General features: G+C 74.6%; 6 protein-coding genes. 2 read left to right on the forward strand and 4 right to left on the reverse strand.

The genetic code is table 11. The annotated features are described in order from the left end of the window. Positions 1-5: 5 nt before the first annotated feature. Genes ACFYM6_RS23220 through ACFYM6_RS23235 form a run of 4 tightly spaced genes read right to left on the reverse strand, consistent with a single transcriptional unit; the run spans position 6 to position 22,280 of the window. The gene (locus ACFYM6_RS23220; protein WP_387278596.1) at positions 6-10,211 is read right to left on the reverse strand and encodes an amino acid adenylation domain-containing protein; all 10,206 of its coding nucleotides are present in this window, start codon (positions 10,209-10,211) and stop codon (positions 6-8) included. After that, positions 10,208-16,411: an amino acid adenylation domain-containing protein gene (locus tag ACFYM6_RS23225; RefSeq protein WP_387278598.1), complete on the reverse strand. Its 6,204-nt coding sequence runs from the start codon at positions 16,409-16,411 to the stop codon at positions 10,208-10,210. The genes ACFYM6_RS23220 and ACFYM6_RS23225 overlap by 4 nt, the downstream gene beginning before the upstream one ends. Beyond that, complete coding sequence (locus tag ACFYM6_RS23230) at positions 16,408-19,530, reverse strand: amino acid adenylation domain-containing protein (RefSeq protein ID WP_387278600.1); 3,123 nt, start codon at positions 19,528-19,530, stop codon at positions 16,408-16,410. Before ACFYM6_RS23230 ends, ACFYM6_RS23225 begins: the two co-directional genes overlap by 4 nt. Further along, positions 19,530-22,280 carry an amino acid adenylation domain-containing protein gene (locus ACFYM6_RS23235; protein ID WP_387278602.1) on the reverse strand — a complete coding sequence of 917 codons (2,751 nt, stop codon included), beginning with the start codon at positions 22,278-22,280 and terminating at the stop codon, positions 19,530-19,532. Before ACFYM6_RS23235 ends, ACFYM6_RS23230 begins: the two co-directional genes overlap by 1 nt. A gap of 182 nt (positions 22,281-22,462) precedes the next feature. On the opposite strand from ACFYM6_RS23235, the gene ACFYM6_RS23240 reads away from it, so the two are divergent. Beyond that, positions 22,463-23,743, forward strand: coding sequence for an MFS transporter (locus ACFYM6_RS23240; RefSeq protein WP_387278603.1), 1,281 nt, complete (start codon positions 22,463-22,465; stop codon positions 23,741-23,743). Next, a complete protein-coding gene (locus tag ACFYM6_RS23245; RefSeq protein WP_387278605.1) occupies positions 23,740-24,201 on the forward strand; it encodes a pyridoxamine 5'-phosphate oxidase family protein in 462 nt (153 codons plus the stop codon). The genes ACFYM6_RS23240 and ACFYM6_RS23245 overlap by 4 nt, the downstream gene beginning before the upstream one ends. The last annotated feature ends 99 nt before the right edge of the window (positions 24,202-24,300 follow it).

Raw genomic sequence — 24,300 nt, forward strand, 5'->3', positions numbered from 1 at the left:
GGGGATCAGCGGGCGCGTTTCAGCTCGGCGGCGATGACCGGGCCGATCTCGGTGAGCGGACCCTGGCGCATCATCGTGGTGTGGTGGCAGTCGATCGGGTACTCGTCGACGTTGCCGTCGACGTGCTCGTGCCAGGCGGCCGCCGCCGGGTCGCCGTCGCGGACCGCGGTGAGGTAGACGACGTTCCCGCGGAACCGCCCGGGCGGGGTCCGCTCGAGGACCCGCTGGGTGTGCAGGCCGCTTTCCACGAGCGTGTTCAGGTCCTCGCCGGTGGCGCCCACGTCGTCGCCGATGGCCAGCGTGATCGCCGCGCGGTCCACCCTGCCGGCCCGCGGGACGGAGTCCAGTAGGGCGAGGAACCGGACCTGATCGCCGTCGCGCTGCAACCGGCAGGCGAGCGCGTGCGCGATGGTTCCGCCCGCCGACCAGCCCAGCAGGTGGTACGGGCCGGTGGGCTGGATCGCCCGGAGTTCGGCCAGGTAGTCGTCGACCAGCGCGTCCAGATCCTCCGGCGGTGAGCTGCGCCGAGCCTGCAGGCCGTACACGGGCCGGTCCGGCAGATAGGGCAGCAGGCCCGCGTAGCACCAGCTGAGCCCGGAGACCGGGTGCACGCAGAACAGCGCCGGCGCGGTGCCGGTGGCCCGGATGGGCAGCAGCACGTCGACCGCGGCGTCCGGCGGGGCGGCCTGGTCGAGCCGCTGCGCCAGCGCCTCGGGAGTCGGCGCGGCGAAGAGCGTACGCATGCCCAGGTCCACGCCCAGCGCCGAGCGGATGCGGCCCATCAGCTTGACCGCCAGCAGCGAGTGGCCGCCGAGTTCGAAGAAGCCGTCGCTGACCCCGACGCGCTCGAGCCCGAGCGTCTCGGCGAACAGGCCGCACAGGGCCACCTCGCGGGCGGTCCGCGGGGCGCGGTCGGTCGTCGTGGCCTCCGGGGCCGGTAGCGCCTTCCGGTCGATCTTGCGGCTCGGGGTGACCGGGAAGGCGTCCAGGGTTACGAAGGCCGACGGGACCAGGTGGGCCGGCACGCGGTCGCGCAACCAGTCCCGCAGCTCGGCCGGCTCCGGCGCCTCGGACTCCGGGATCAGGTACGCGACGAGGCGCGGGTCGCCCGGCCGGTCCTCGCGCACCACGGCCACGGCCTGCGCCACCTGGGGATGTTCGGTCAGTACGGCCTCGATCTCGCCGAGTTCGATCCGGAAGCCGCGCAGCTTCACCTGGCCGTCCGCCCGGCCCAGGAACTCCAGGTTCCCGTTCCGCCAGCGCACCAGGTCGCCGGTGCGGTACATCCGGTCGCCGGGACCGCCGAGCGGGTTCGCCACGAACCGCTCCGCGGTGACGCCCGGCCGGCGCAGGTAGCCCCGGGCGAGACCGGGACCCGCGAGGTACAGCTCGCCGGGGACGCCGGGTGGCACCGGCCGCAGCGCGGCGTCCAGCACGTACAGGCGCATGTCCCGGACCGCCCGCCCGATGGGCGGGATGCCGGTCCCGGTCAGCGGGTCGCTGACCGTGGCGACGACGGTCGCCTCCGTGGGGCCGTAGCCGTTGACGAACGTGCGCCCGGACGACCACCGGGCCGCCAGGTCCGCCGAGCAGGCCTCGCCGCCGACCAGCACGGTGACCGTTGGCGGGAGGTCGCCCGGATCCAGCGCGGCCAGCGATGACGGCGGCAGGTTCAGGTGGGTGATGCCGCGCCGGGCCACCAGCTCGACCAGCGCGGGACCGGGCAGCAGCTGCTCCGGCGGCGCCAGCACCAGCCGGGCCCCGGTCAGCAGCGCCAGGCACACGTCCCACACCGACGCGTCGAAGCTCGGCGAGGCGAACTGCAGGACCGCGTCGCCGGGCCCGGCCCCGATCCGCTCCGCCTGGTGCGCGGCGAGCGCGGCCAGGCCGGAGTGCGAGACCACCACGCCCTTCGGCCGGCCGGTCGAGCCGGACGTGTAGATCAGGTAGGCCGGGTTGCGCGGGTCCGGCCGGCGCACGGCGGTGTCCGGCGGAGCGGCCGGTGGGGCGGCGTCGAGCAGGATGACCGGGCAGTCGTGCGCGGGCAGCGCCGGTGCGATCGGCCCGGTGCTGACCAGCAGGACCGGTCGGGCGTCCGCCAGCAGGTAGGCGATCCGCTCGCCGGGGTACTCCGGATCCACCGGCAGGTAGGCCGCGCCGGCCTTCTGCACGGCGAGGATCGCGGCGATCAGGCCGGCCGAGCGCGGCAGGGCCAGTGCGACCACGTCCTCCGGGCCGACGCCGCGCGCGGCGAACGTCCGGGCCAGCTCGTCGGCCCGCGCGTTCAGCTCGGCGTACGTCCAGGTGACCTCGTCGTCGGACACCGCGACGGCGTCCGGGTGCGCGGCGGCCGCCGCCTCGAACATCGCGGGGAACGTGCGCGGCTCCACCGGCGTACCGGTCCCGGCCGGCAGCACCGTGCGCCGCTCGGCGGCCGAGAGCAGCTCGTACGTGCTGATCGGCGTGTCCGGGTCGGCGGCGGCCGCGGTCAGCACCCGGATGAACCGGTCGGCCAGCGCCGCCGCGGTGGACGCGTCGAACAGGTCCACCCGGTAGACCAGGGCGCCCTCGATGCCGTCGCCGTCCTCGCTCAGGTTGACGGTGAGGTCGAACTTCGCGCCCACGTCGCCGACCGGCTCCGGCGCGGCGCGCAGGCCCGGCAGGTCGAGCTCGGGTTCGACGGTGTTCTGCAGAACCAGCGCCACCTGGAAGAGCGGATGGCCGGCCAGCGACCGGGGCGGGTTGAGGATCTCGACGAGGCGTTCGAACGGCAGGTCCTGATGGGCCAACGCGGCCAGGTCGCGGTCCTTCACCCGGGCCAGCAGGCGCCGGAACGTGGGATCGCCGGAGGTGTCGGTGCGCAGCACGATCGTGTTGACGAAGAACCCGACCAGGTCGTCGAGGGCCTCGTCGTGGCGGCCGGCCACGACCGAGCCGATCGGTAGGTCCGTGCCGGCGCCGCAGCGGGTCAGCAGCGTGGCCAGCCCGGCCTGGAGCGCCATGAACAGCGTGCAGCCCTGCTCCTGGGCGAGTCCCGCCAGCCTCCGGTGCACGTCGGCGGGGATCCGGAAGTCGACCACCCCGCCCCGTCCTTCGGCGGTGGCGCCGCGGGGCCGGTCCGTCGGGAGGTCGAGCAGCTCCGGGATGCCGTCGAGCGCGTCCCTCCAGAACGCGACCTGCCGGGCCAGGGTGCTCTCCGGGTCGGCCTCGTCGCCGAGCGCCTCCCGTTGCCAGAGCGTGTAGTCCGCGTACTGGACGGCCAGCGGCTCCCAGTCCGGGGCCGCGCCGGCCAGCCGGGCGCGGTAGGCGGTGCCGAGGTCCCGGGCCAGCGGCGCGAGGGACCAGCCGTCGCTCGCGATGTGGTGCAGCACCAGCAGCAGCACGTGTTCGTCGGCGGCGAGCCGGAACAGGTGCGCCCGCAGCGGCAGGGCCCCGCTCAGGTCGAAGCCGCTACCGCAGGCGGTGCTGACCGCCTTTTCCAGCTCCCCGGCCGCGACCTCGGTGACGATCAGCTCGGGCCGCGCCGTGGCGGCGTCGAGGACGACCTGGCGCGGTTCGCCGTCCACCTCGGGCAGCACGGTGCGCAGCGCCTCGTGCCGGCCGGTGACGTCCGCGAGGGCCTGCCGGAGCGCACCGGTGTCCAGCGTGCCGGTCAGCCGCAGCGCGAACGGCAGGTTGTAGGTCGAGTCCGAGCCGGTCAGCCGGTCCAGGAACCACAGCCGCTGCTGGGCGAAGGACAACGGCAGGACCTCCGGCCGTACGCGGACGCGCAGTTCCGGCAGCTCCCCGCCGCGGCCCGCCGCAGCGAGCTGGTCGGCGAGCCCGGCCACGGTCGGCGTCTCGAACAGCGCCCGTACCGGCAGGTCCGCGCCGAAGGCCGAGCGGATCCGGGTGATCAGCCGGGTGGCCAGCAGCGAGTGCCCGCCGAGGGCGAAGAAGTCGTCGTCGATGCCGACCGTCGGCACCCCGAGCAGGTCGGCGAACAGGCCGGCCAGGGCCCGCTCCGCCGGGGTGCGCGGCGCTCGGGAGGCCGCCGCGACGAAGGCCGGCGCGGGCAGCTTCTTCTTGTCGACCTTGCCGTTGGTGTTCAGCGGGATCCGGTCGAGCGGCACCACGACGGCGGGCACCATGTAGTCCGGCAGCGACCGGGCGGCGAAGGCGCGCAGCTCGGCCGGGTCGGGTGTGCCGTCCTCGGCCGGCACCACGTACGCGACCAGTCGCGGGTCGCCCGGCCGGTCCGCCCGGGCCACCACGACCGCCTGGGTCACCGCCGGGTGACCGGCGAGCACCGCCTCGATCTCGCCCGGCTCGATCCGGAATCCGCGGATCTTGATCTGGTCGTCGGTCCGGCCGAGGTACTCCAGGGTGCCGCCGGCCTGCCAGCGGACCAAGTCGCCGGTGCGGTACATCCGGGTACCGGGCGCGCCGAACGGGTCGGCGACGAACCGGGTCGCGGTGAGGCCGGGGCGGCCGAAGTAGCCGCGGGCCAGCCCGGCGCCGGCCAGGTACAGCTCACCGGTCACCCCGGGCGGCACCGGCTGCAGGTCCGGGCTCAGCACGTACGCCCGGGTGTTGGCCAGCGGGCGGCCGAGCGACACCGGCCGGCCGGCCGTGATCGGGCTGCCGAGGGTGTCCACCGTGCACTCGGTGGGTCCGTAGTAGTTGTAGGCGGCGGTCCGCGGCGCGGCGCCGATCTCCTCCCACAGCGCGGCGTCGATGGCCTCGCCGCCGATCGACACCATCGCCGGGGTGTGCCGGCCGTCGTCCTCGAGCAGCCCGGCGGCCAGCAGCGGCGCCGCGTACGAGGGGGTCACGTCGAGGAAGTCGATACCGTGCTTCCCCACGTATCCGACGAGCGCCTCGGCGTCGGCGCGCAGCTCCTCGCCGATGACGTGCAGCGTGTGCCCGTCGGCCAGCCAGAGCAGCTCCTCCCAGGAGGTGTCGAAGGAGAACGAGGCGGTGATCGCCACCTGGACCGGGTGCCGCGCGGCCATCGGCGCGAACAGCGTGGACCGGTGCTCATGGTAGAGGTTCACCAGGCTCCGGTGCTCCACGACGACCGCCTTGGGCCGGCCGGTGGAACCGGAGGTGTAGATCAGGTAGGCCGGGTGCCGCGGGTGCAGCGGCCGGACCCGCTCGTCGGGGTCGAGGTCATTCTCGGCGAAGCCGGCCAGCAGTTCCTCGTCGAGCTCGGTGAGCACCAGGGCGGGCGCCGCGTCCTCGATCATCGCGGCGGCCCGGTCGCGGGGCATGGCCGGGTCGATCGGTAGGTAGGCCGCACCGGCCTTGAGCACGCCGAGGATCGCCACCACCACGTCGGTGGTGCGCGGCAGGATCAGCGCGACCCGGTCCTCCGGGCCGACCCCGGCCGCGATCAGGTAGCGGGCCAGCCGGTTCGCGCGGGCGTGGAGTTCGACGTGGGTGAGCCGGCCGTCCCGGCCCACCACGGCGAGCTGGTCCGGCGTACGGCGGGCGGTCCGCTCGAACAGCTCCGGCACGGTCACCGGCTCGATCGCGCGGCCGGTTTCGTTCCACTCGTCGAGGACCTGCCGCCGCTCCGCGTCGTCGAGCAGCTCGCAGCTGCCCAGCTCGGCGTCCGGGTCGCCGGCCAGCCCGGTCAGCAACGTCTCGAAGTGGCGCAGCAGCCGGTCGGCGGTGGCGGCGTCGAACAGGTCGCTGTTGTACTCCAGCCGGCACAGCAGGCCGTCGCCACGCTGGTAGATGTCCAACGACAGATCGACCTGAGCGCTGCCGAGGCCGGGGTTCGGCCGGTCGCGCACCTCGATCCCGGTCAGGCCGAGCGGGTTGTCGTTGAGGTTCAGCAGGTTGAACATCACCTGGAAGAGCGGGTTGCGGCTGGGGTCGCGGGGCGGGTTCAGCTCCTCGACCAGCCGCTCGAACGGCACCTCCTGATGCGCGAACGCACCCATCGCGGTCTGGCGGACCCGCGCCAGCAGGCCGGCGAAGGACAGCCGGCGGTCGACCTCGGTGCGCAGCACCAGCGTGTTGACGAAGAAGCCGATCATCCGCTCCAGCTCGACCTCGGTGCGTCCGGCGACCGGCGTGCCGACGCAGATGTCGGTGGCGCCGGTGTAGCGGTGCACCAGTGCCTGGAAGCCGCCGAGCAGGGTCATGTAGAGCGTGGCGTCGTGCTTGCGGCCGAGCCGTTCCAGGTCGGCCCGCAGGCCGGCGGAGAGCCACCGGTCCGCGATCGCGCCGTGGTTGGTCTGCACCCGGGGCCGCGGCCGGTCGGTGGGCAGCTCGAGACCCGCCGGCACGTCCGCGAGGCGGTCGGTCCAGTACGCCAGGTCGGCGTCGAGGATGGTGGCGAGGCGGTCGCGCTGCCAGAGGGTGTAGTCGCCGTACTGGACGGGCAGTTCCGCCAGCGGTGACTCCCGGCCGGCCAGGAAGGCGTTGTACAGCTGGCCGATCTCGTCGCAGAGAATGTCCAGCGACCAGCCGTCGATGACGATGTGGTGCACGCAGATCGCGAGGACGTGCCGGTTCTCGCCGGTCCGGAAGACGGTCGCGCGCAGCAGCGGGCCGGTCGCGAGGTCGAAGGGCCGGCGCAGGTCGTCGGCCAGCCGCCGGTCCTGCTCCGCCTCGTCGGCGCCGGTGATGTCGATCAGCGGCAGGTCCACCGGCGCGGGCGGGAGCACCACCTGGACGGGTTCGCCGTCGCGCTCGGGCAGCACTGTCCGGAGCACCTGGTGCCGCCGGACCACCTCGGAGATCGCGTCGCGCAGCGTCTCGACCGCGAGCGCGCCGGCCAGGTCCAGGACGAGCGGGATGGCGTACGCGAGGTCGGCCCCGGACTGCTCGAGGAACCACAGGCGCCGCTGCATGAACGCGGCCGGCAGCGGCTCGTCCGACTCCGGCCGGGGGACGATCGCCTGCCGCCGGACGGTGCCGGATCCGCCGACCACGCGGGCGAGCCCGGCCACCGTCGGGTTGTCCAGCACCGCCTCGAGCGGGATCTCCGTCTCGAACCGCACCCGCAGCCGGGATGCCAGCTGGGTGGCGAGCAGCGAGTGCCCGCCCAGCTCGAAGAAGTTGTCGTGGATCCCGATGCCGGTCAGTCCGAGCAACTCCCGCCACACTGCGGCGACCGCCTCCTCGGTCGCGTCGCGCGGCCCGTCCGCGAGGTCGTCGTCCTCCTCAGGCGCGTCGGCTGCGGGCGGCGGGACCGGGTCGTTGGTGCGCGGCTCCTCGTCGAGGTGCCACCAGCGGCCGCCGCGCCACGCGTGCACCCCGCCGAGGGCGGCCGGCGCGCGCACCGGTGCGTCGCCGTGGTCGAGGTCGAACACCGTGATCGGCGCCGCCCGGCGCAGGCGCTCCACCAGGTCCGGCACCGGGCCCTCGCCGACCAGGCCGCTGCCGAGCAGCAGCAGCCGCACCCCGGCGGGGGCGGCCTGCTCGGCGAGCCGCGGCAGTCCGTCCAGGACCTCGGGGTCGTCCTCGACCGCCACCGCCACGGCGGGCGCGACCGCGCCCTCGGCCGTGGCCAGCGCGTCGGTCAGCGCGGCCGGCCGGATCGCGGCCGGGTCCGCGGCCATGGCGGCGACGAGCTCCGGCGCCCGCACCTGGCCGACCGTCACGATCATGTCGTGCTGCTGCGCGGCACCCGGCGCGCCCGCCGCCCGGGGTCGGGCGCTCTCGCAGTCGATCCGCTCGAACGGGTGTGGCGGCAGCGCGCACCGGCCCGGCTCGTCCAGCAGATCTTCGATCGGGATCGCGAAGCCGCGCTCCCACAGCTTGCCGAGCGCGGCGAGCAGGCTCTCCTCCTCGTCGTCCTCGGCCCGCCCGCTCACCGGCACGGCCAGGTGCCCGGCGGTCCAGGCCGGGTGCCCGAGCAGCATCCGGGTCATGGTCTGGCCGGGTCCCAGCTCGACGAAGACCCGGCACGAGCTGTCCAGCAGGGTGTCCACGCAGCCGGACAGCCGTACCGTGCTCGTCGCGTGGTCGGCCCAGTAGTCGCCGCGGGCGGTCGCCGCCGGGTCGGCCCAGCCGCCGGTGAGGTTGGACAGGTACGGCAGGGCGGGCGTCGTGTTCGGGATCTCCTCGAAGATCCGGCCGAGCCGCTCGGCGGCCGGCCGGATCGCCTCCGTGTGGTAGGCGCCGCCGAGGTCCAGCACCCGGTCGCCAACCCCGTCGGCCGTCAGCCGGTCGATCAGCTCGGTCGGGCCGGCCAGCACCGAGTACCGCGGCGCCTCGATCGCCACGGTCAGGCCCGGCCGGGCGGCCAGCAGCTCGCGCACCTCGTCCGGGGACGCGGACACGGCCAGCATCCGGCCCGGCTCGACGTCGCTGAGGATGCTGCCGCGCTCGTGCACGAGCCGCAGCGCGTCCGAGGGGGTCCACAGCCCGGCGACGGCCGCGGCGACGACCTCGCCGGCGCTGTGGCCGAGCATGGCCTTCGGCTCGATGCCGTACGCCTGCAGTTGTCGGGCGAAGGAGAACCCGATGGCGAACAGGGCGAGCTGCTCGTTCCGCAGGCTGCGCAGCCAGTCCAGGCCGGCGTCCGGGCGTAGCACCGTGCAGAGGTCGATGTCGTACCGCTGGCGGCACTCGGTCGCGAGCGCGTCGAACGTCTCGCGGAAGACCGGCAGCCGGCGGTGTGCGGCGGCGCCGAAGCCGGAGCGCAGCACGCTGGTGCCGGGGAACAGGAATGCGGTGTCCCGCTCGTCGGTCGCGCGGGGGGGCGGCGGTCCGGAGCGCAGCGCCTCGGCCGCCTGGGCCCGGTCGGTGACCACCACGGCGCTGCGGTGCGGGAAGCGTCGCCGCCCCGCGGCCAGGGTGAACGCGACGTCGTCCAGCGCGTCGTCGGTGGACTCCAGGTGCCCGGCGAGGTCGGCCCGCATCGTGCGGACGGCCGCCGGGGTCGACCCGGACAGGCAGAACACCCGGGGCTTCGACCCGGCCGGCGTGGCCTGGCGGGAAGGCGGCGACTCCAGCACGACGTGCGCGTTGGTGCCGCCCACCCCGAAGGCGCTCACCCCGGCCAGGACCGGGCCCTCGGCGGGCAGCGGGGCGAGCTCGGCGGCGATCCGGAACGGGGAGGTGTCCAGCTCCAGGCCCGGGTTCGGCTCCCGGAAGTGCAGCGTGGGCACGACCTCCCGGTGCCTCAGCATGAGCGCGGTCTTGATCAGTCCGGCCGCGCCGGCTGCGGCGCCGGTGTGGCCGATGTTGCTCTTCACCGCGCCGAGCCGGCAGAACCCGACCCGGTCGGTGGACTCCCGGAACGCCGCGGTGAGCGCCGCCACCTCGATCGGGTCGCCCACCCGCGTCGCCGTGCCGTGCGCCTCCACGTACGCGATGTCGCCGGCCTCGACCCCGGCCTGCGCCTGGGCGAACTGGATCACGTCGCGCTGTCCGGCAAACGACGGCGCGCTGTAGCCGATCTTCGCGCCGCCGTCGTTGTTCAGCGCCGAACCACGGATCACCGCGACGATCCGGTCGCGGTCGTTGAGCGCGTCCTCGAGCCGCCGCAGCACCACCACGGCGACCCCGCTGCTGCCCACCGTGCCGCTGGCCGCGGCGTCGAACGGGCGGCAGTGGCCATCCGCCGACTCGATGTAACCCTCCTCGTACAGATAGCCGGTGACCTGCGGCAGCCAGAGCGAGGCGCCACCGGCGAGGGCGGCGTCGCACTCGAAGTTCAGCAGGCTCTGCGCCGCCTGGTGCACCGCCACCAGCGAGGTGGAGCAGGCGGTCTGCACGGTCATCGCCGGGCCCCGCAGGCCCAGTTTGTACGCGACCCGGGTGGCGAGGTAGTCCTTGTCGTAGCCGATCATCCGGGACAGGCCGTCCCCGCCGGAGCCCTGCAGCGCCGGGTTCATCATGTCGCAGCCCGCGTAGACGCCGATCCAGCCGCCGAACCGTTCGGGATCGATGCCCGCGTCGTCCAGCGCCACCGACGCCGACTCCAGGAACACCCGCTGCTGCGGGTCCATGGCCGCCGCCTCGGCCGGGCTGTATCCGAAGAACCGGCGGTCGAAGCACTCGCCGCCCGTCAGCACGCCGCGCGCGGGCACGTACCGGGGGTGCCGGGCCAGCGCCGGGTCCACCCCCGCGGCGAGGAGTTCGGCGAGCTCGAACCGGCTGATGCCCTCGACCCCGTCGCGCAGGTTCCGCCAGTACTGCCCGACGTTCTCGGCCCCGGGGAGACGGCAGGCCAGCCCGACGATCGCGATCGCGTTGCTCTCGCTCATGCGTCCTCTCCATTCCTCGTCGCGCGGGCGGGCCGGGCCCGGCGGGCGCGCTGGGCGCGTTCGGCGCGGCCGCGGACGTCCGCCGTGGTCGAGGGCTGGTCCGCGCCGGCGGCCAGCGACCGGGCCAGCGCGTGCACGGTCGGGTGTTCGAACAGGCGCCGGATGGGCAGGGTCAGCGCCAGTTCGCGTTCGAGCCGGGTGTGCAGGGTGCCGAGCAGCAGGGAGTTGCCGCCGAGGTCGAAGAAGTTGTCGTGCGCGCCGACCTGCTCCAGGCCGAGCACCGCCGACCACACCGCGGCGATCCGCCGTTCGGTCTCGGACTCCGGCGCGGTCCACGCGGTCTCGCCGACCCGGTCCTCGCGGCGCGGCTTGGGCAGCGCGTCCGCGTCGAGCTTGCCGCGGTGGTTCAGCGGCAGCGCCGGCAGCCACACCACGGCGTTGGGGATCATGAACTCCGGCAGCCGGGATCTCAGCCGGGCCAGCACGGTGGCCGTGTCCGGGGTCGCACCGGCCGGTGCCACCAGGTAGGCGACCAGCGGCGCGGCTTCGCCCGGGAAACCGCGTACGACGGCCCGGTGGATCAGCGGATCCTGTAGCAGCTGCGCCTCGATCTCGGCTGGTTCGATCCGGTAGCCGCGGATCTTGAGCTGCCGGTCCAGCCGGCCCAGGTATTCGAGCGTGCCGTCCGGGAGCCAGCGGGCCCGGTCGCCGGTGCGGTAGGTCCAGCCCGGCTCGCCGTCCGGGGTCCGGGCGGTGAACCGGTCGCGGGTCAGGTCGTCGCGGCCCCAGTAACCCTGCGCCACCGTCGCGCCGCCGACGAACAGCTCGCCCGGCATGCCGACCGGGCAGCGCTGACCCGCCGCGTCCAGCACGTAGACGTGTACGCCGTCGACCGGCCGGCCCACGCAGTTCAGCACGGTCGCGGTGGCCGCGTCGAACACGTGGGTGGTGGTGATGTAGGTCTCGGTCGGCCCGTAGGCGTCGCAGATCCCGTACGGCGTGTCCGGCGGCACCGAGGCCAGCGGCGAGCCCGCGAAGAACAGCCAGCGCAGCGACGCCGGGGCGGTGCCCGCCGTCCACAGTGCCTCGGCCAGCGGGGTCGGCGTGAAGAACATCGTCACGCCCTGCTCGTCCAGCCAGGACGCCAGTTCCGGCACCACGACCGGGCGCTCGTACGGCAGCAGTTCCGCGCCGCCGCAGAGCGCGGGCCAGACCTCGTACTCCGTCATGTCGAACGCCACGCTGTGGATCTGGCTGACCCGGTCGCCCGGCCCGACGCCGAAGGTGTCGACGTGCCACCGGGTCACGTGCGCGAGGCTGCCGTGGCGGTACGCGACGCCCTTCGGCTCGCCCGTGGTGCCCGAGGTGTAGAGCACGTACGCGGTGGCACCGGGATCGGGCAGCGCCGCGGGCCCGCCGCCGGGGTCCTCGGCCGCCTCGGCCACGTCGACGACCCGGGCGCCCGGTGGCACGGCACCGGCGATCGCGGCCGGGGCGTCGGTGACCACCGCGCACGCGCCGACGTCCGCGACGATGAACCGGATCCGCGCCTCCGGGTAGACCGGGTCGATCGGGCAGTAGCTGAAGCCGGCCTTCCACGCGGCCAGCATGGCCACCACGAGGTCCTCGCCGCGGGGCAGGACCAGCGCGACCACCGGGCGCGCGCCGGTGGCCAGCGGCCGCAGCGCCGCCGCCAGCGCGTCCGCCCGCCGGTCCAGCTCGGCGTAGCTCAGCACGCCGCGGCCGGACCGGATCGCCGGCGCCTCCGGCTGGGCGGCACACCGCTCGGCGAACAGCGCCGGCACGGTGGTCGCCTCGCCGGCCGGGGCGGTCCGCTCGAAACCGGCGATCTCCGTCAGCTCGGGGGTGCCGAGCAGGTGGAGCGTGCCTACCGGCTGGTCCGCGACCTCGGCGAAGGACTCGACGAACCGGCCCAGCCAGGCGGCCATCCGCTCGGCCTCGCCGCCGGTCACCCGGTCGCCGCGGTACAGGATGGTGCCGCGCAGCCGGCCGTCAATCTCCTCGAAACCGACGGTGAGGCCGAACTTGGCGGCGTACCCGGCGCCCGCGTGGTCCAGCTCGATCGGGGTGAGCAGGGCCCCGCCGAGCGACGCGCCGGCCGGTCCGGCGGCGGTCGCGGCGAGCGTCACGTCCACGTACGGGGTCCAGCCGGGCCGCCGTGGTGGCCGCAGCCGGCTCACCACGTCCTCGAACGGCACCCGTTCCAGGTCGAACGCGCCCAGCACGGTTTCCCGCATGGCGAGCGTCAGGTCCAGCACGGTGGTGTCCGCGTCGCACTCGGACCGCAGCACGACGGTGTTGAGGCACGGCCCGAGCAGGTCGGGGAACTCGTCGCGGTTCGCCACCGGGCAGCCGAAGGTGACGTCCTCCTGCCCGGTCCACCGGTGCAGCAGCGCGGCGACCCCGGTGGCGGCCACCATGAACCAGGAGAGGCCGTGCGCGGAGCGGACCCGACGCAGCCGCTCCAGCGTCTCGGCGGCCAGCGGGATCGGCACCGAGCCGGGTGCCGCGGTGCGCAGCGGCGGGGTCAGGGCGGGGAAGGCCGGCGCGCCGGACAGCCGCCGCGTCCACTGTTCGAGGCCGTCCCGGCCGCCGGCGCTCTCCCGCTCCTCGGCCTGCGCCGCCGCGAAGTCGCGGAACTGCGGCCTCCCGGCCGGCAGCAGCTCGGCGAGCGGCGACCCGACCAGGCCGGTGAGCTGATCGAGGACCCGGCCGAGCCGGTCGGCCAGCCGTCGGGCGCGGGCCGCGGTGTGCCGGTCGCCACGGTACGACAGCACCGCGCTCAGCTTGCCGCCGTCCGCCACGAAGGTGACCGTGAGACCGAACTTCGTCTCGTGCTGCCAGCGGTCGAACGGCAGCGCGGTCATCGTCGCCGGGCCCAGCGGCTGCCCGGTGCGCGGCACCGAGACCAGGTTGAGCATGACGTCCAGGTACGGCGTACGGCCCGGCCGGCGCCGCGGGACGAGCCGGGACAGCACCGCCGGTAGCGGCACCGCCTGGTACTCGAAGGCGTCCAGCATGCTGTCCCGAACCTCGCCGAGCAGGTCGGCGAAGGTGGTTCCGGCCTTGGCCCGCGAGCGCAGCACCACGGTGTTCAGGCAGGGCCCGAGCACGTCGGCCAGCTCGTCGCCCTCCCGGTTGGCCATCGGCAGCCCGAAGGTGACGTCGCCGCCGCCGTGGGTGCGGTGCAGCCAGGCGGAGACCGCCGCCACGGCCACCATGTACCAGGAGACCCGGTACTCGTCGCACAGGGCGGCGGTGCGCCGGGCGAAGTCCGGGTCGAACGGGACCGGCACGGCGCCGTGCGGTTCGGGGCGCCGGGGCGGTGCGCCGAGGTCGAGCGTCTCGGGCGCGCCGGTGAGCTGGTCCACCCAGTACCCGATGCCGTCCGGGTCCTCGTCCCACTCGGCCCGGGCGAACTGGACCGGCGGCGGCAGCTCGCCGGTGGGCAGGCCGAGGGCGCGCGCGTAGAAGTGGCCGAGGTCCCGCTCGAGCACCGGTACCGACTGCGCGTCGAAGGCGATGTGGTGGAAGCAGAGCAGCAGGACGTGCTCGCCGGGCGCGGTGGCGAGCAGGTGGGCGCGCAGCAGCCGGCCGGACCCGAGGTCGAAGGCGGTCGTCGCCTCCCGGTCGATCCGGCCGGCGAGATCCTCCGCGCTGGTGGTCAGCTCGGGCGTCCACGGTTCGGTGACCACCTGGTAGAGCCGCCCGTCGCGGTGGTGGAACGCGGTGCGCAGGATCTCGTGCCGCTCGACCAGCGCGCCGAGCGCGGTCCGCAGCGCGGCCGGGTCCAGGTCGCCGGTGATCCGCCAGGCGAGCGGGACGTTGTAGGCCGGGCCGGTGGTGTCCATCTGCTCGGCCAGCCACATCTGCTCCTGCATGCTGGTCGCGGGCGTGCCCGCCGGAGCCGCTGTCGGATGCTCGTCGGGTTGTGCACCGGCCAGCGAGTCCAGGTGGGCGGCGAGGTCGTCCAGCTTGGGCAGCCGGTACAGGTCGCGGACGGAGATCCGGATCCCGGTACGGGCGGCGATCGCCCCGGTGAGCCGGGGCACCAGCAGGGAGTGCCCACCCAGTTCGAAGAACGAGTCGTCGGCGCCGGGCGGCGGGCAGTCCAGCACCTCGGCGAAGACCTCGGCGAGCAGCCGCCCGGTCGGTGTCGACGGCTCCGCGCGCGGCGCGGACGGCAACTCGCCGCCCTGGGCCCGCAGCGCGTTCCGGTCCACCTTGCCGTTGCCGGTCAGCGGGAAGCGGTCCACGATCCGGAAGACCGACGGCACCATGTACCCGGGCAGCCGCGTGCCGAGGAAGGCGCGCAGGTCCGCGGCCGCCGGCGGCCCCCCGTCGCAGACCAGGTAGCCGGCCAGCGTGTCGACGCCGTCGAGCAGCACCACCGCGTCCGCGACGTCCGGGCGTTCCCGGAGCATCGACTCGATCTCGCCCGGCTCCAGCCGGAACCCGTGCAGCTTGATCTGGTTGTCCACCCGGTTGAGGTATTCGAGCTGCCCGTCCGGCAGGGCGCGGACGAGATCACCGGTGCGGTAGATCGTGCCGCCGGCCGGGTCGGTGGGATCGGTGCGGAACCGCTCGGCGGTCAGCTCCGGGCGGCGCAGGTAGCCGGCCGCGACGCCGTCGCCGCCGATCCACAGTTCGCCGGGCTCGCCGGCCGGCACCGGCCGCATGCTGTCGTCGAGCACGTGCAGGCTGGTGTTGGTGACCGCCTGGCCGAGCGTGACCGGGCCGGTGGCCGGCACCAGGCTCGCGGTCGACCAGATGGTCGTCTCGGTGGGGCCGTAGAGGTTCCACACCGCCCGCGAGCGGCGGTACAGCTCGTCGGCGAGCGGGCGGGGCAGGGCCTCGCCGCCGCAGAACACGGTCAGGTCCGCGTCGCCCGCCCATCCGGCGGCCAGCAGCATCCGCCAGGTGGCCGGGGTCGCCTGCAGGTGGGTGGGCCGGGACCGGGCCAGGTGCCGGACGAGCAGGTCGCCGTCGCGGGCGACCTCGGTGGAGGCGACCTCGACCGTGCCGCCGGTGATCAGCGGGAGGAACAGCTCGAGGGCGGCGATGTCGAAGCAGACCGTGGTGAGGGCCAGCATCGTGTCCTGATCGCCGAAGCCCGGCCGGATCGCCATGGACCGCAGCAGGTTCGCCAGGCCGCGGTGGGTGACCCGGACGCCCTTGGGCTTTCCGGTCGAGCCCGAGGTGTAGATGACGTACGCGATGTCGTCCCCGGTCACCGCGGCCGGGGCGGTGATCGGCGCGGCAGCGAGGAGCTCGTCCAGCAGGACCGTCTCGACGCCGGTCGCCGCGATCTCCGCGCCCGGCGGCCGGTCGGCGATGAGCAGGCCGGCCCGGGAGTCGTCCAGCATCCCGGCGATCCGCTCCGCCGGGTAGATTGGGTCGAGTGGCACGTACGCCGCGCCGCAGAGCAGCACACCGAGCAGCGCCGGCACCAGATCGGCCGACCGGTCGACGTACACCCCGACGAGGTCGCCCCGGCCGAGGCCCCGGCCGGCGAGGTAGCCGGCCACGGCGTGCGCGCGACGGCTGACTTCGGCGTAGCTGAGGGCGGTGCCGTCGAAGACCAGCGCGGTGTCGTCCGGGGTGCGGGCCGCCTGGCCGAGGAAGAGCGTGGGCAGCGGGCGGGCCTCCTCGAGCCAGGCGTCCACCGCGTCCGCTGCGGTGCCCGCGTCCAGCTCGGCGGCGGCCGCGTCATAGCAGTCCCGCAGCTCGCGCAGGAACAGCTGGGTCGAGGTGGCGTCCCACACCAGGTGGTGGGCGCAGAGGAAGAAGACCTGCCGCCGCTCGTCCAGCTCGGCGAGCCCGATGCGGAGCAGCCGGCCGCCGTCCAGATCGAACGGGCGGCGCGCCGAGTCGCGCAGCCACGCCGCGAGGCCGCCCTCCGCCGCGCCCCGCAGGTCGATCCGGTCGAGGACCGGCGTCCACGGGTCACCGATCTCCTGGTGGAGCCGGCCGTCCCGCTCGGCGAACGTGGTGCGCAGGATCTCGTGCCGTTCGATCAGTACCGCCACGGCCCGTTCCAGCGCCTCGGCCGACAGGCTGCCCTGCACCCGCCACGCGTACGGCACGTTGTAGAGCCCGTCGCCCGGCTCCAGCCGCTCGGCGAACCACATGCGCTCCTGGACGCTCGTCGCCGGCACGCCGGCAGTCGTCGTGCTCATACCCGGGACCCCCGGAGGTCGTCCACGGCTGCGGCGAAGGCTTCGGCCGTGGGGTGGTCGAACAGCGTCCGCACACTCAGCCGGATGCCGAGCTCGCGGCGCAGCCTGCCGACCACGCGCGTGGCGAGCAGCGAGTCGCCGCCCAGATGGAAGAAGTTGCCGGTGACGCCGATGTCGCCGGCGCCGAGCTGCTCGGCCCAGACGCGGCAGACGGTCGCCTCGAGTTCGGTGCGCGGCGCCACCTCGGTGCCGTGATCGGCCCGTTCGGGCTCGGGCAGCCGGGCCCGGTCCACCTTGCCGCTGGCGTTGAGCGGGAACTGGTCGAGCAGCACGAAGTCGCTCGGCACCAGGTATCCGGGCAGCGCTCCGGCCAGCCGGTTCTGCAGCTCCGGCACGGACAGCTCGACGCCGGTGTCCGGAACCACGTAGGCGACCAGGCGCGGGCCGTCGTCGGCGCGGCGCACCATTACGAGGGCGGCGCGTACGCCGGGGCAGCCGGTCAGCCGCGCCTCGATCTCGCCCGGCTCGATCCGGTAGCCGCGGATCTTGACCTGGTCGTCGCTGCGGCCGAGGAACTCCAGCGTGCCGTCGGGCAGCCAGCGGACCCGGTCGCCGGTGCGGTACAGCAGGTCACCGGCCGCGCCGTACGGGTCGGGCACGAACCGTTCCGCGGTCAGCTCCGGTGCGCCCAGGTAGCCGTGCGCCAGGCCGAGGCCCGCGACGCAGAGTTCGCCCGGTACGCCGGCCGGCACCAGCCGCAGTTGGGGGTCGGTGACGTAGCAGCGGGTGCCGCGGATCGGCGTACCGATCGGCACCGAGATGGCGTCGTCCGGTACCACGGTGATCAGGTGGGTGGTGCTGAAGGTGGTGTTCTCGGTCGGGCCGTAGCCGTTGAGCAGCCGCCGGGGCGCGTTCCCCGGGCGCAGCACGGTGCGGATCACCGCGGGGTCGAGCGCCTCGCCGCCGACGATGACGGTACCGATGCCGGCCACCGCGTCCGGCACCTCGCCGACGGTGTGATTGAACAGCGACGAGGTCATCCAGAGCACGGTGATGCCGTGCTCGCGCAGCGCGGCCGTCAGCGCCGCCGGCTCCACCACCGTCTCCTTGGGCAGGATGGCCAACTCGGCGCCGGTGAGCAGCGCGCCCCAGATCTCGAAGGTGGCGGCGTCGAACGAGATGCTGCTGCTGTGCGCGACCCGGTCGCCCGGTCCGATGTCGACGTAGTCGGTCTCGTGCACCAGCCGTACCACGCCGCGGTGCGGCACCCGGACGCCCTTGGGCCGGCCGGTCGAGCCGGAGGTGTACATGACGTACGCGAGGTCCTCCGGCCCGGGTGCCGCCTCCGGCGTCCGGCCGGTGGCCGCGGGCAGGTCGTCCACCAGCACCGTCGGCCCGGTCCAGCCGGCGGTCCGGTCCGCGTACGCGGTGCCGGTCACCACCGCGGCGGCGCCGGCGTCGCCGAGCAGGTTGCCGAGCCACTCCGCCGGGTAGCCGGGGTCCAGCGGCAGGTAGTAGCCGCCCGTCTTCAGGATGCCCAGCAGCGCCGCCACCTGGTCGACCGACCGGTCCAGGCAGACACCGACGCAGGCCGGGGCGTCGAGCCCGGCCAGCGCGGCCGCGATCCGCTCGGCCCGCGCGTCCAGTTCGGCGTAGGTGAGCACCTCCGCACCGCACCGTACGGCCGGTGCGTCCGGCCGGAGCGCGACCTGCTCGGCGAACAGCTCGGGCACCGTCTTCGCCGGGGTGGGCGGCGGCGTGGTGGCGTTGCCCCAGGCCAGCAGCCGGGCCTCCTCGGCGGAGGTGAGCGCCGGCAGCGCGGAGACCGGTCGGCCCGGGTCCTCGGCCGCGCCGGCCAGGATCCGTTCGAGGTGCGCCAGCAGCCGTTCCACGGTGGACCGGTCGAACAGATCGCGGCGGTAGTCGACGTCCACCACGAGCTCGCCGTCCGCCTCGAACGCCATGACGTCGAGCTCGAACTTGACGACGCCGGGGTCGAAGACGAACTCGGTGACCGCCGAGCCGGGGATGCGCAGCGGGTCGGCGGGCGTGTTCAGGAACGACAGCACGACGTTGACCAGCGGTGGCCGGCTCAGGTCGCGGTCCGGCCCGGGCAGGTCGGCGAGCCGCTCGAACGGCAGGTCCTGGTTCTCCTGGGCCTGTAGGGCGGTTTCCCGCACCTGGGCGAGCAGCTCGCCGAAGGTCGGGTCGCCGGTGAGGTCGGTGCGCAGCACGACCGTGTTGACGAAGAACCCGAGCAGGTCCTCGAACTCGGGGCGGTCGCGGTGCGCGAAGGCCGCGCCGACCATGATGTCGGTCTGCCCGGTGTGCCGCGCCAGCAACGCCGCCAGCCCGGCGGCCACGGCCGCGAACAGCGTGACGTCGTGTCGGGCGGCCAGCTCGCGGACGGCGGTGAGCACCGGGGCGGGGATCCGGCGCCGTACGCGGGCGCCGTCCCAGCGCTGCACCGGGGGCCGGGGGCGGTCGGTGAGCAGGCCGAGCGGCTCGCACCCGGACAGCCGGTCCCGCCAGTACCGCAGCTGCCCGTCCAGCACATCCTCGTCGATCGTCTCGCGCTGCCACCGCGCGAAGTCGGTGTACTGCAGGGGTGGCTCGGGCAGCGGCGAGCCGCAGTCCAGCAGGAACGCCTCATACAGCTCGGACACCTCGCGCAGCAGCAGCGAGAGCGTCCACTGGTCGGCCACCAGATGGTGCAGGCAGACCAGCAGCACGTGGTCGTCGTCGCCGATTCGGAACAGCTCGGCCCGCAGCAGCGGGCCGCGGCGCAGGTCGAACGGCCGCAGCACGTGGTCCCGGGCGAGCTCCGCCGCGCGGGTCAGTCGCTCCGGCGTCGACCCGCCGTCGACGGGCGTGACCGGCAGCTCGACCGGTTCCGGCGGCTGGATCCGGTGCACCGGCTGCCCGGCGGGCCCGTCGCCGACCGCGGCCCGGACCACCTCGTGCCGGCGGGTCACCTCGGTCAGGGCCCGGGCGAGCAGCTCGGGCGCGAGCGGACCGCGGATACGGTGCGCGGACGGGATGTTGTAGCCGGTGGCGCCCGGGTGCAGCTGGTCGAGGAACCACAGCCGCTGCTGGGCGAACGACAGCGGGGCATCCATCAGCTGACCTCCTGCCGGTCGAGGGTGGCCGGGCAGGAGTTCTCCAGCCGGCCGGCGATCGCCGCGACGGTGGGCTCCTCGAGCAGCCGGCGTACCGGGACGCGGACCCCGAACCGCCGCATGATCCGGGTGGAGAGCTGGGCGAAGGTGAGCGAGTGGGCGCCGAGGGAGCGCAGGTCGTCGTCGCGGCCGACGCCCGCCCGGCCGAGCACCTCCTCCGCGAGGCCGGTCACCGCCTCCTCGGCGGGGGTCCGTGGCCCGGCGGCGGCCTGCCGCTCACCGCCCAGCCAGTGCGGTGGCGGCAGCGCGTTGCGGTCCACCTTGCCCACCGGGGTCAGCGGCAGCCGATCCAGCAGGACGAACAGGTCCGGCATCTCGTGCGGGACGAACCGGGTGGCCAGCGCCTCCCGCAGCGCCCGCCGCAGCTCCTCGTCGCCCTGCTCGTCCGGTGCGTGGTTCGCCGGCACGGCCGGCACGGTGTCCGGGCCCGGCCAGGGCAGGCGGACGGGTTCGGGCACGGAGTCGTGCAGCCACACCGCGTCCAGCGCGCCGTCCGGCCGGCCGGCGGCCCAGCTGAGCCGCACCCGGTAGGGCAGGCCGACGGTGAGCGCGCGGAGGTCGATCAGCGACGGCGCGCCGGCGGGCCGGGCCCGGTCGCGCAGCTCGCCGGCGGTCGCCGGGCCCACCATGTCCTGCCAGGCGGCGAACCGCGCCGACAGCTGCGCGTACGGAATCGACCGGACGCCGACCACGCGCCGCGCGCCGGACCGCAGCAGGTCCCGGATGCCGGCCAGGTCGACGTCGCCGCCCCAGTCCAGCCAGTCGAACCCCGGCGCCGGCGCCACCTCGCCGACCCGGATCAGCACGTCGAACCGGCCGGGATCGTCCCGGTCGTACCGCGGCACGATGTCCACGGACCCTCCTTCCAGGTCCGCGAAGACCGCGGGGTGGAGCGCCGGCGCCGCGTCGGCCCGCAGCCGGCCGTACGCCCGCCAGCGCAGCTCGTCCCCGGTCGTCGCGTCCGGAGCCGCCGCCAGCTCGGCCGCGCCGGCGGCGGCCGGCAGCAGCGGGAGCGACCGCACGCCGCTGACCAGCACGGTGCCGCCGGCGACGGTCTGCCGCATCGCCGCGGCGATCGTGGCGAGCAGGTCCTCGACCGAACGCAGCCGCACGCCGTGGGCGTCGACGAGCACGACGTCGAAGTCCGCACGGCCGCCCGCAACCAGGGAGTCCAGCCGGACGTGCGAGCCGCACACCCGGTCGAGCCCGGTCACGCCCGGTCCGATCTCGAGCAGTGCGCGGGGTGCCAGCGCCCGCACCGTGGCCACCGTGGTGGCGGCGTTTCCGGCGGACTCCGGCGGCGCCGACCAGCCCGTCCCGGTGTGCCGGCCGACCGGCTCGACGTAGGCGACCAGCTGCGTGGCCTGGCCGGACGGCCGGACGGCGGCCACCGCCACCTGCCGCACGTCCGGATGCCGCAGCAGGACCCGCTCGATCTCGTCGGGTTCGATGCGGTGCCCGCGAATCTTCACCTGCCGGTCGATGCGGCCGAGGAACTCGAGCTGGCCGTCGGCGTTGCGGCGCGCGAGATCGCCGGTGCGGTAGGTGCGCACCGCCCCGTCCACGCCGAAGCGCTGGGCGGTCAGCTCCGGCCGCCGTAGGTAGCCTCGGGAGACGCCGGTGCCGGCGACCACGATCTCGCCGGCCTCGCCCGGCGGCACCGGCTTGCCGTGCGGGTCCAGCAGGCGCACGTCCACCGCGCCGAGCGGGCGGCCGATCGGGATCGGCCCGTCCTCGGTGGCCGAGTCGGCCACGACGGCCGAGGTCACGTACACCGTGGTCTCGGTGGGGCCGTAGATGTTGACCAGGCGGAAGGGCAGCCCGGGCCGGGGGCGGCGCCGCAGCGCCTCGCCGCCGGTCACCAGGTAGCGCAGCGACAGCGTCTCCAGCTCGGGCTGGGCGAGCAGGATCTCGGCGAGGGCGGTGGTCAGGAAGCACACCGTGATCTCGTTGTCCCGCAGCGCCCGGACCAGCCGCTCGGGGTCGCCCCGGTCCTCGTCGGACACCGCGACGGCGTGCCCGCCCACGCTGAGCACCGGCCACAGGTCGAGGATCGACGCGTCGAAGCTCAGCGGAGCGGCGAGCGAGCCGCGGTCGGCCCCGGTCAGCCCGAGGGCCGCGACGTGCCAGCGGCACAGGTCGGTGATCCCGCCGTGCTCCAGCTGCACGCCCTTGGGCGCCCCGGTCGACGCCGAGGTGTACATCAGGTAGGCGAGATCGGCGGCCCGGGTGCGGCAGGCCGGTGCCGTGGCGGGGTTCGCGGCGATCAAAGTCGCGTCGGTGTTCGGATTGACCACGGTGCCCTTGCCGTCGGCGGGCGGGTCCTGCCCGGTGATCAGCACGTGGGCACCGCTGTCGTCCAGCATGTACCGCAGGCGGGCGGCGGGATAGCCGGTGTCCAGCGGCAGCGCGGCGCCGCCGGCCTTGAAGACGCCGAGCAGCGCCACATAGTGGTCCAGACCGCGGTCCAGATGGATCGCGACGACCACGTCCCGGTCCACGCCGAGCTGGCGCAGGTGGTGGGCGAGCCGGTTGGCCCGCTCGTCCAGCTCACGGTAGGACAACGTGCCGTCGGCGCAGGTGACGGCGGGCGCCTCCGGTGTACGCCGGGCCCAGTGCGTGACCGCGTGGTGTATCGGGCGTCCCCCGCCGTCCGGCCAGCCCACGTTTGAGGATCCCCGCTCGTGCACAGCGTTTCCTTCCCCCCGGCTTTCGGCTACCGGCTGAGCCTCGCGTCCGCCGTTCGGGTCTGTCTTCTTCCATCGTGCCCACTGCCCTCGCCCCGCAGCCCAGTGGAACAAAAGCGCAATATCGGAGATGACCGGGCTGTCGGGCGACGCGATGCTGGGCGGGCAACGGCGGAGGGGGTTGCGTGGCGGCGATCGAGGAGCAGGGCGTCCGGTGGCGGCCCGGATGGACCAGGCGCGTGTTCTGGCAGGCGCCGGTCGGTCCGATCTACGTCGCGACCCTGGTGCTCGCGGTCGGCCGGGGCGCCTGGTACGCCTGCTGGGCGTTGTTCTTCCTGCGCTCGGTCGGGCTGTCACCGGCCGAGTTCGGCTTCGGCATCACCGCGGCGGGTGTGGTCGGCATGGTCGCCGGAATGCCGTTCGGCTACCTCGCCGACCGCCTGGGTCCACGCGAGGTGTTGATCGTCGTGGCGGCGGTGCAGGGTCTCGCCACCATGTCGCTGGCCCTGGTCGGCGACTTCTGGTCGGCCATGCTGGTGACGACCGTGGTGGTGACGGTCGAGCGGGCCGCGCCGGGCATCCGGATCGCGGTGCTGTCCGGCTTGACCAGCGGCGCCGACCGGCTGAAGGCGATCTCCAACTGCCACGTCATGAAGGAGGTCGGCGCGGTCGCGGGCTCGCTGGTGGGCATCGTCGTACTGGTCTTCGACAGCCGGGCCGGATACGTCGCCCTGGTGCTGTTCTGCGGCTCGGCCAACCTGGCGTTCGCCCTGCTGATGTCCCGGGTGCCGCACGTGGAGTCGTTGCGCGAGCGCAAGGTCAAGCGCAAGGTGCTGGTGCTGCGCGACCGGCCGTTCCTCGTGCTCACCGTGCTCAATGGGGTGCTCGCGCTGAACTGGGGCCTGCTCGACTCCGGCCTGCCGGTCTGGCTCACCACGCACACGCAGGCCCCACCTTGGACGATGGGCGTGCTGCTGGCCTTCAACGGCGTGGTCATCGTGCTGCTGCTCAACCGTTTCACCCGGGCGGCCGCGACCGTGCGCAGCGCTGGTCGACTGTCCATCATGGCTGGCGGGGCGCTCGCCGTGTCCTGTCTGCTCTTCGCGACGACCGACGGCGGCGCCGGGACCGTGGTGATCGCGCTGCTCTTCGCCGCCGCCGCGGTGCACACCGTGGGCGAGCTCTTCTTCGTCGGCAGCGGGTACGGTCTGTCGGTGGGGATGACCCGGGAGGAGGCGCACGGTGAATACCAGGGCATGTTCGGCGTGGGCGAGGGGGCCGCGATGATGCTCGCCCCTGGCCTGCTCACCGCGCTGCTCGCCGGGTGGGGCGCGCCCGGCTGGTTGCTGCTCGGCGGGCTGTTCCTCGCGGCCGGCGCCGGGCTGCTGCTCACCAGCCGCTGGTCGATCCGGCTGGAGCGGCAGCGCGCGACGGCCGAACCGCGCGAGCTGCAGGTGGTCGCGTGAACGGCGAGCAGCTTTCCGCCGTGGCGAGGGCGGTCATCGACGCGAACTTCTACCTGACGCTCGGCACCGTGGACGAGACCGGCGCGCCGTGGGTGTCACCCGTCTACTTCGTGACGGCGGACTACCGGGCGTTCTACTGGGCCTCGAAGGTCGACACGCGGCACTCGCGCAACCTGGCGTCGCGACCCGACCTGAGCATCGTGATCTTCGATTCGCGGGTGGCGGTGTACCAGGGCCGGGCGGTCTACCTGACGGCGATCGGCGAGGAGCTCACCGGCCCGGACCTGGACGCGGGCATCGACGTCTACAACGGGCCGGCCGCGGCCCGCGGGGTGTCTGTGCTGGAGCGGGCGGACGTCGTGGCCCCGGCGGCGTACCGGCTGTACCGAGCCCGGGTGGTGCAGCACTACACCCTCGACCCGGACGGCCACGACCTGCGCGTCCCGATCGAGCTGTGACGGGCGGCTAGGCGGCGCGGTCCCCGAGTTGACCGCCCGGCGGCAGATAGTGGGGGAAAGCACCTCCAGGTTCTTTCCGCCGGCCGCCTTGACCGGCAC

Origin of the sequence: Micromonospora sp. NPDC006431 (assembly GCF_042870725.1) — a bacterium.
In the GTDB taxonomy this organism is placed as follows: Bacteria; Actinomycetota; Actinomycetes; order Mycobacteriales; family Micromonosporaceae; genus Micromonospora.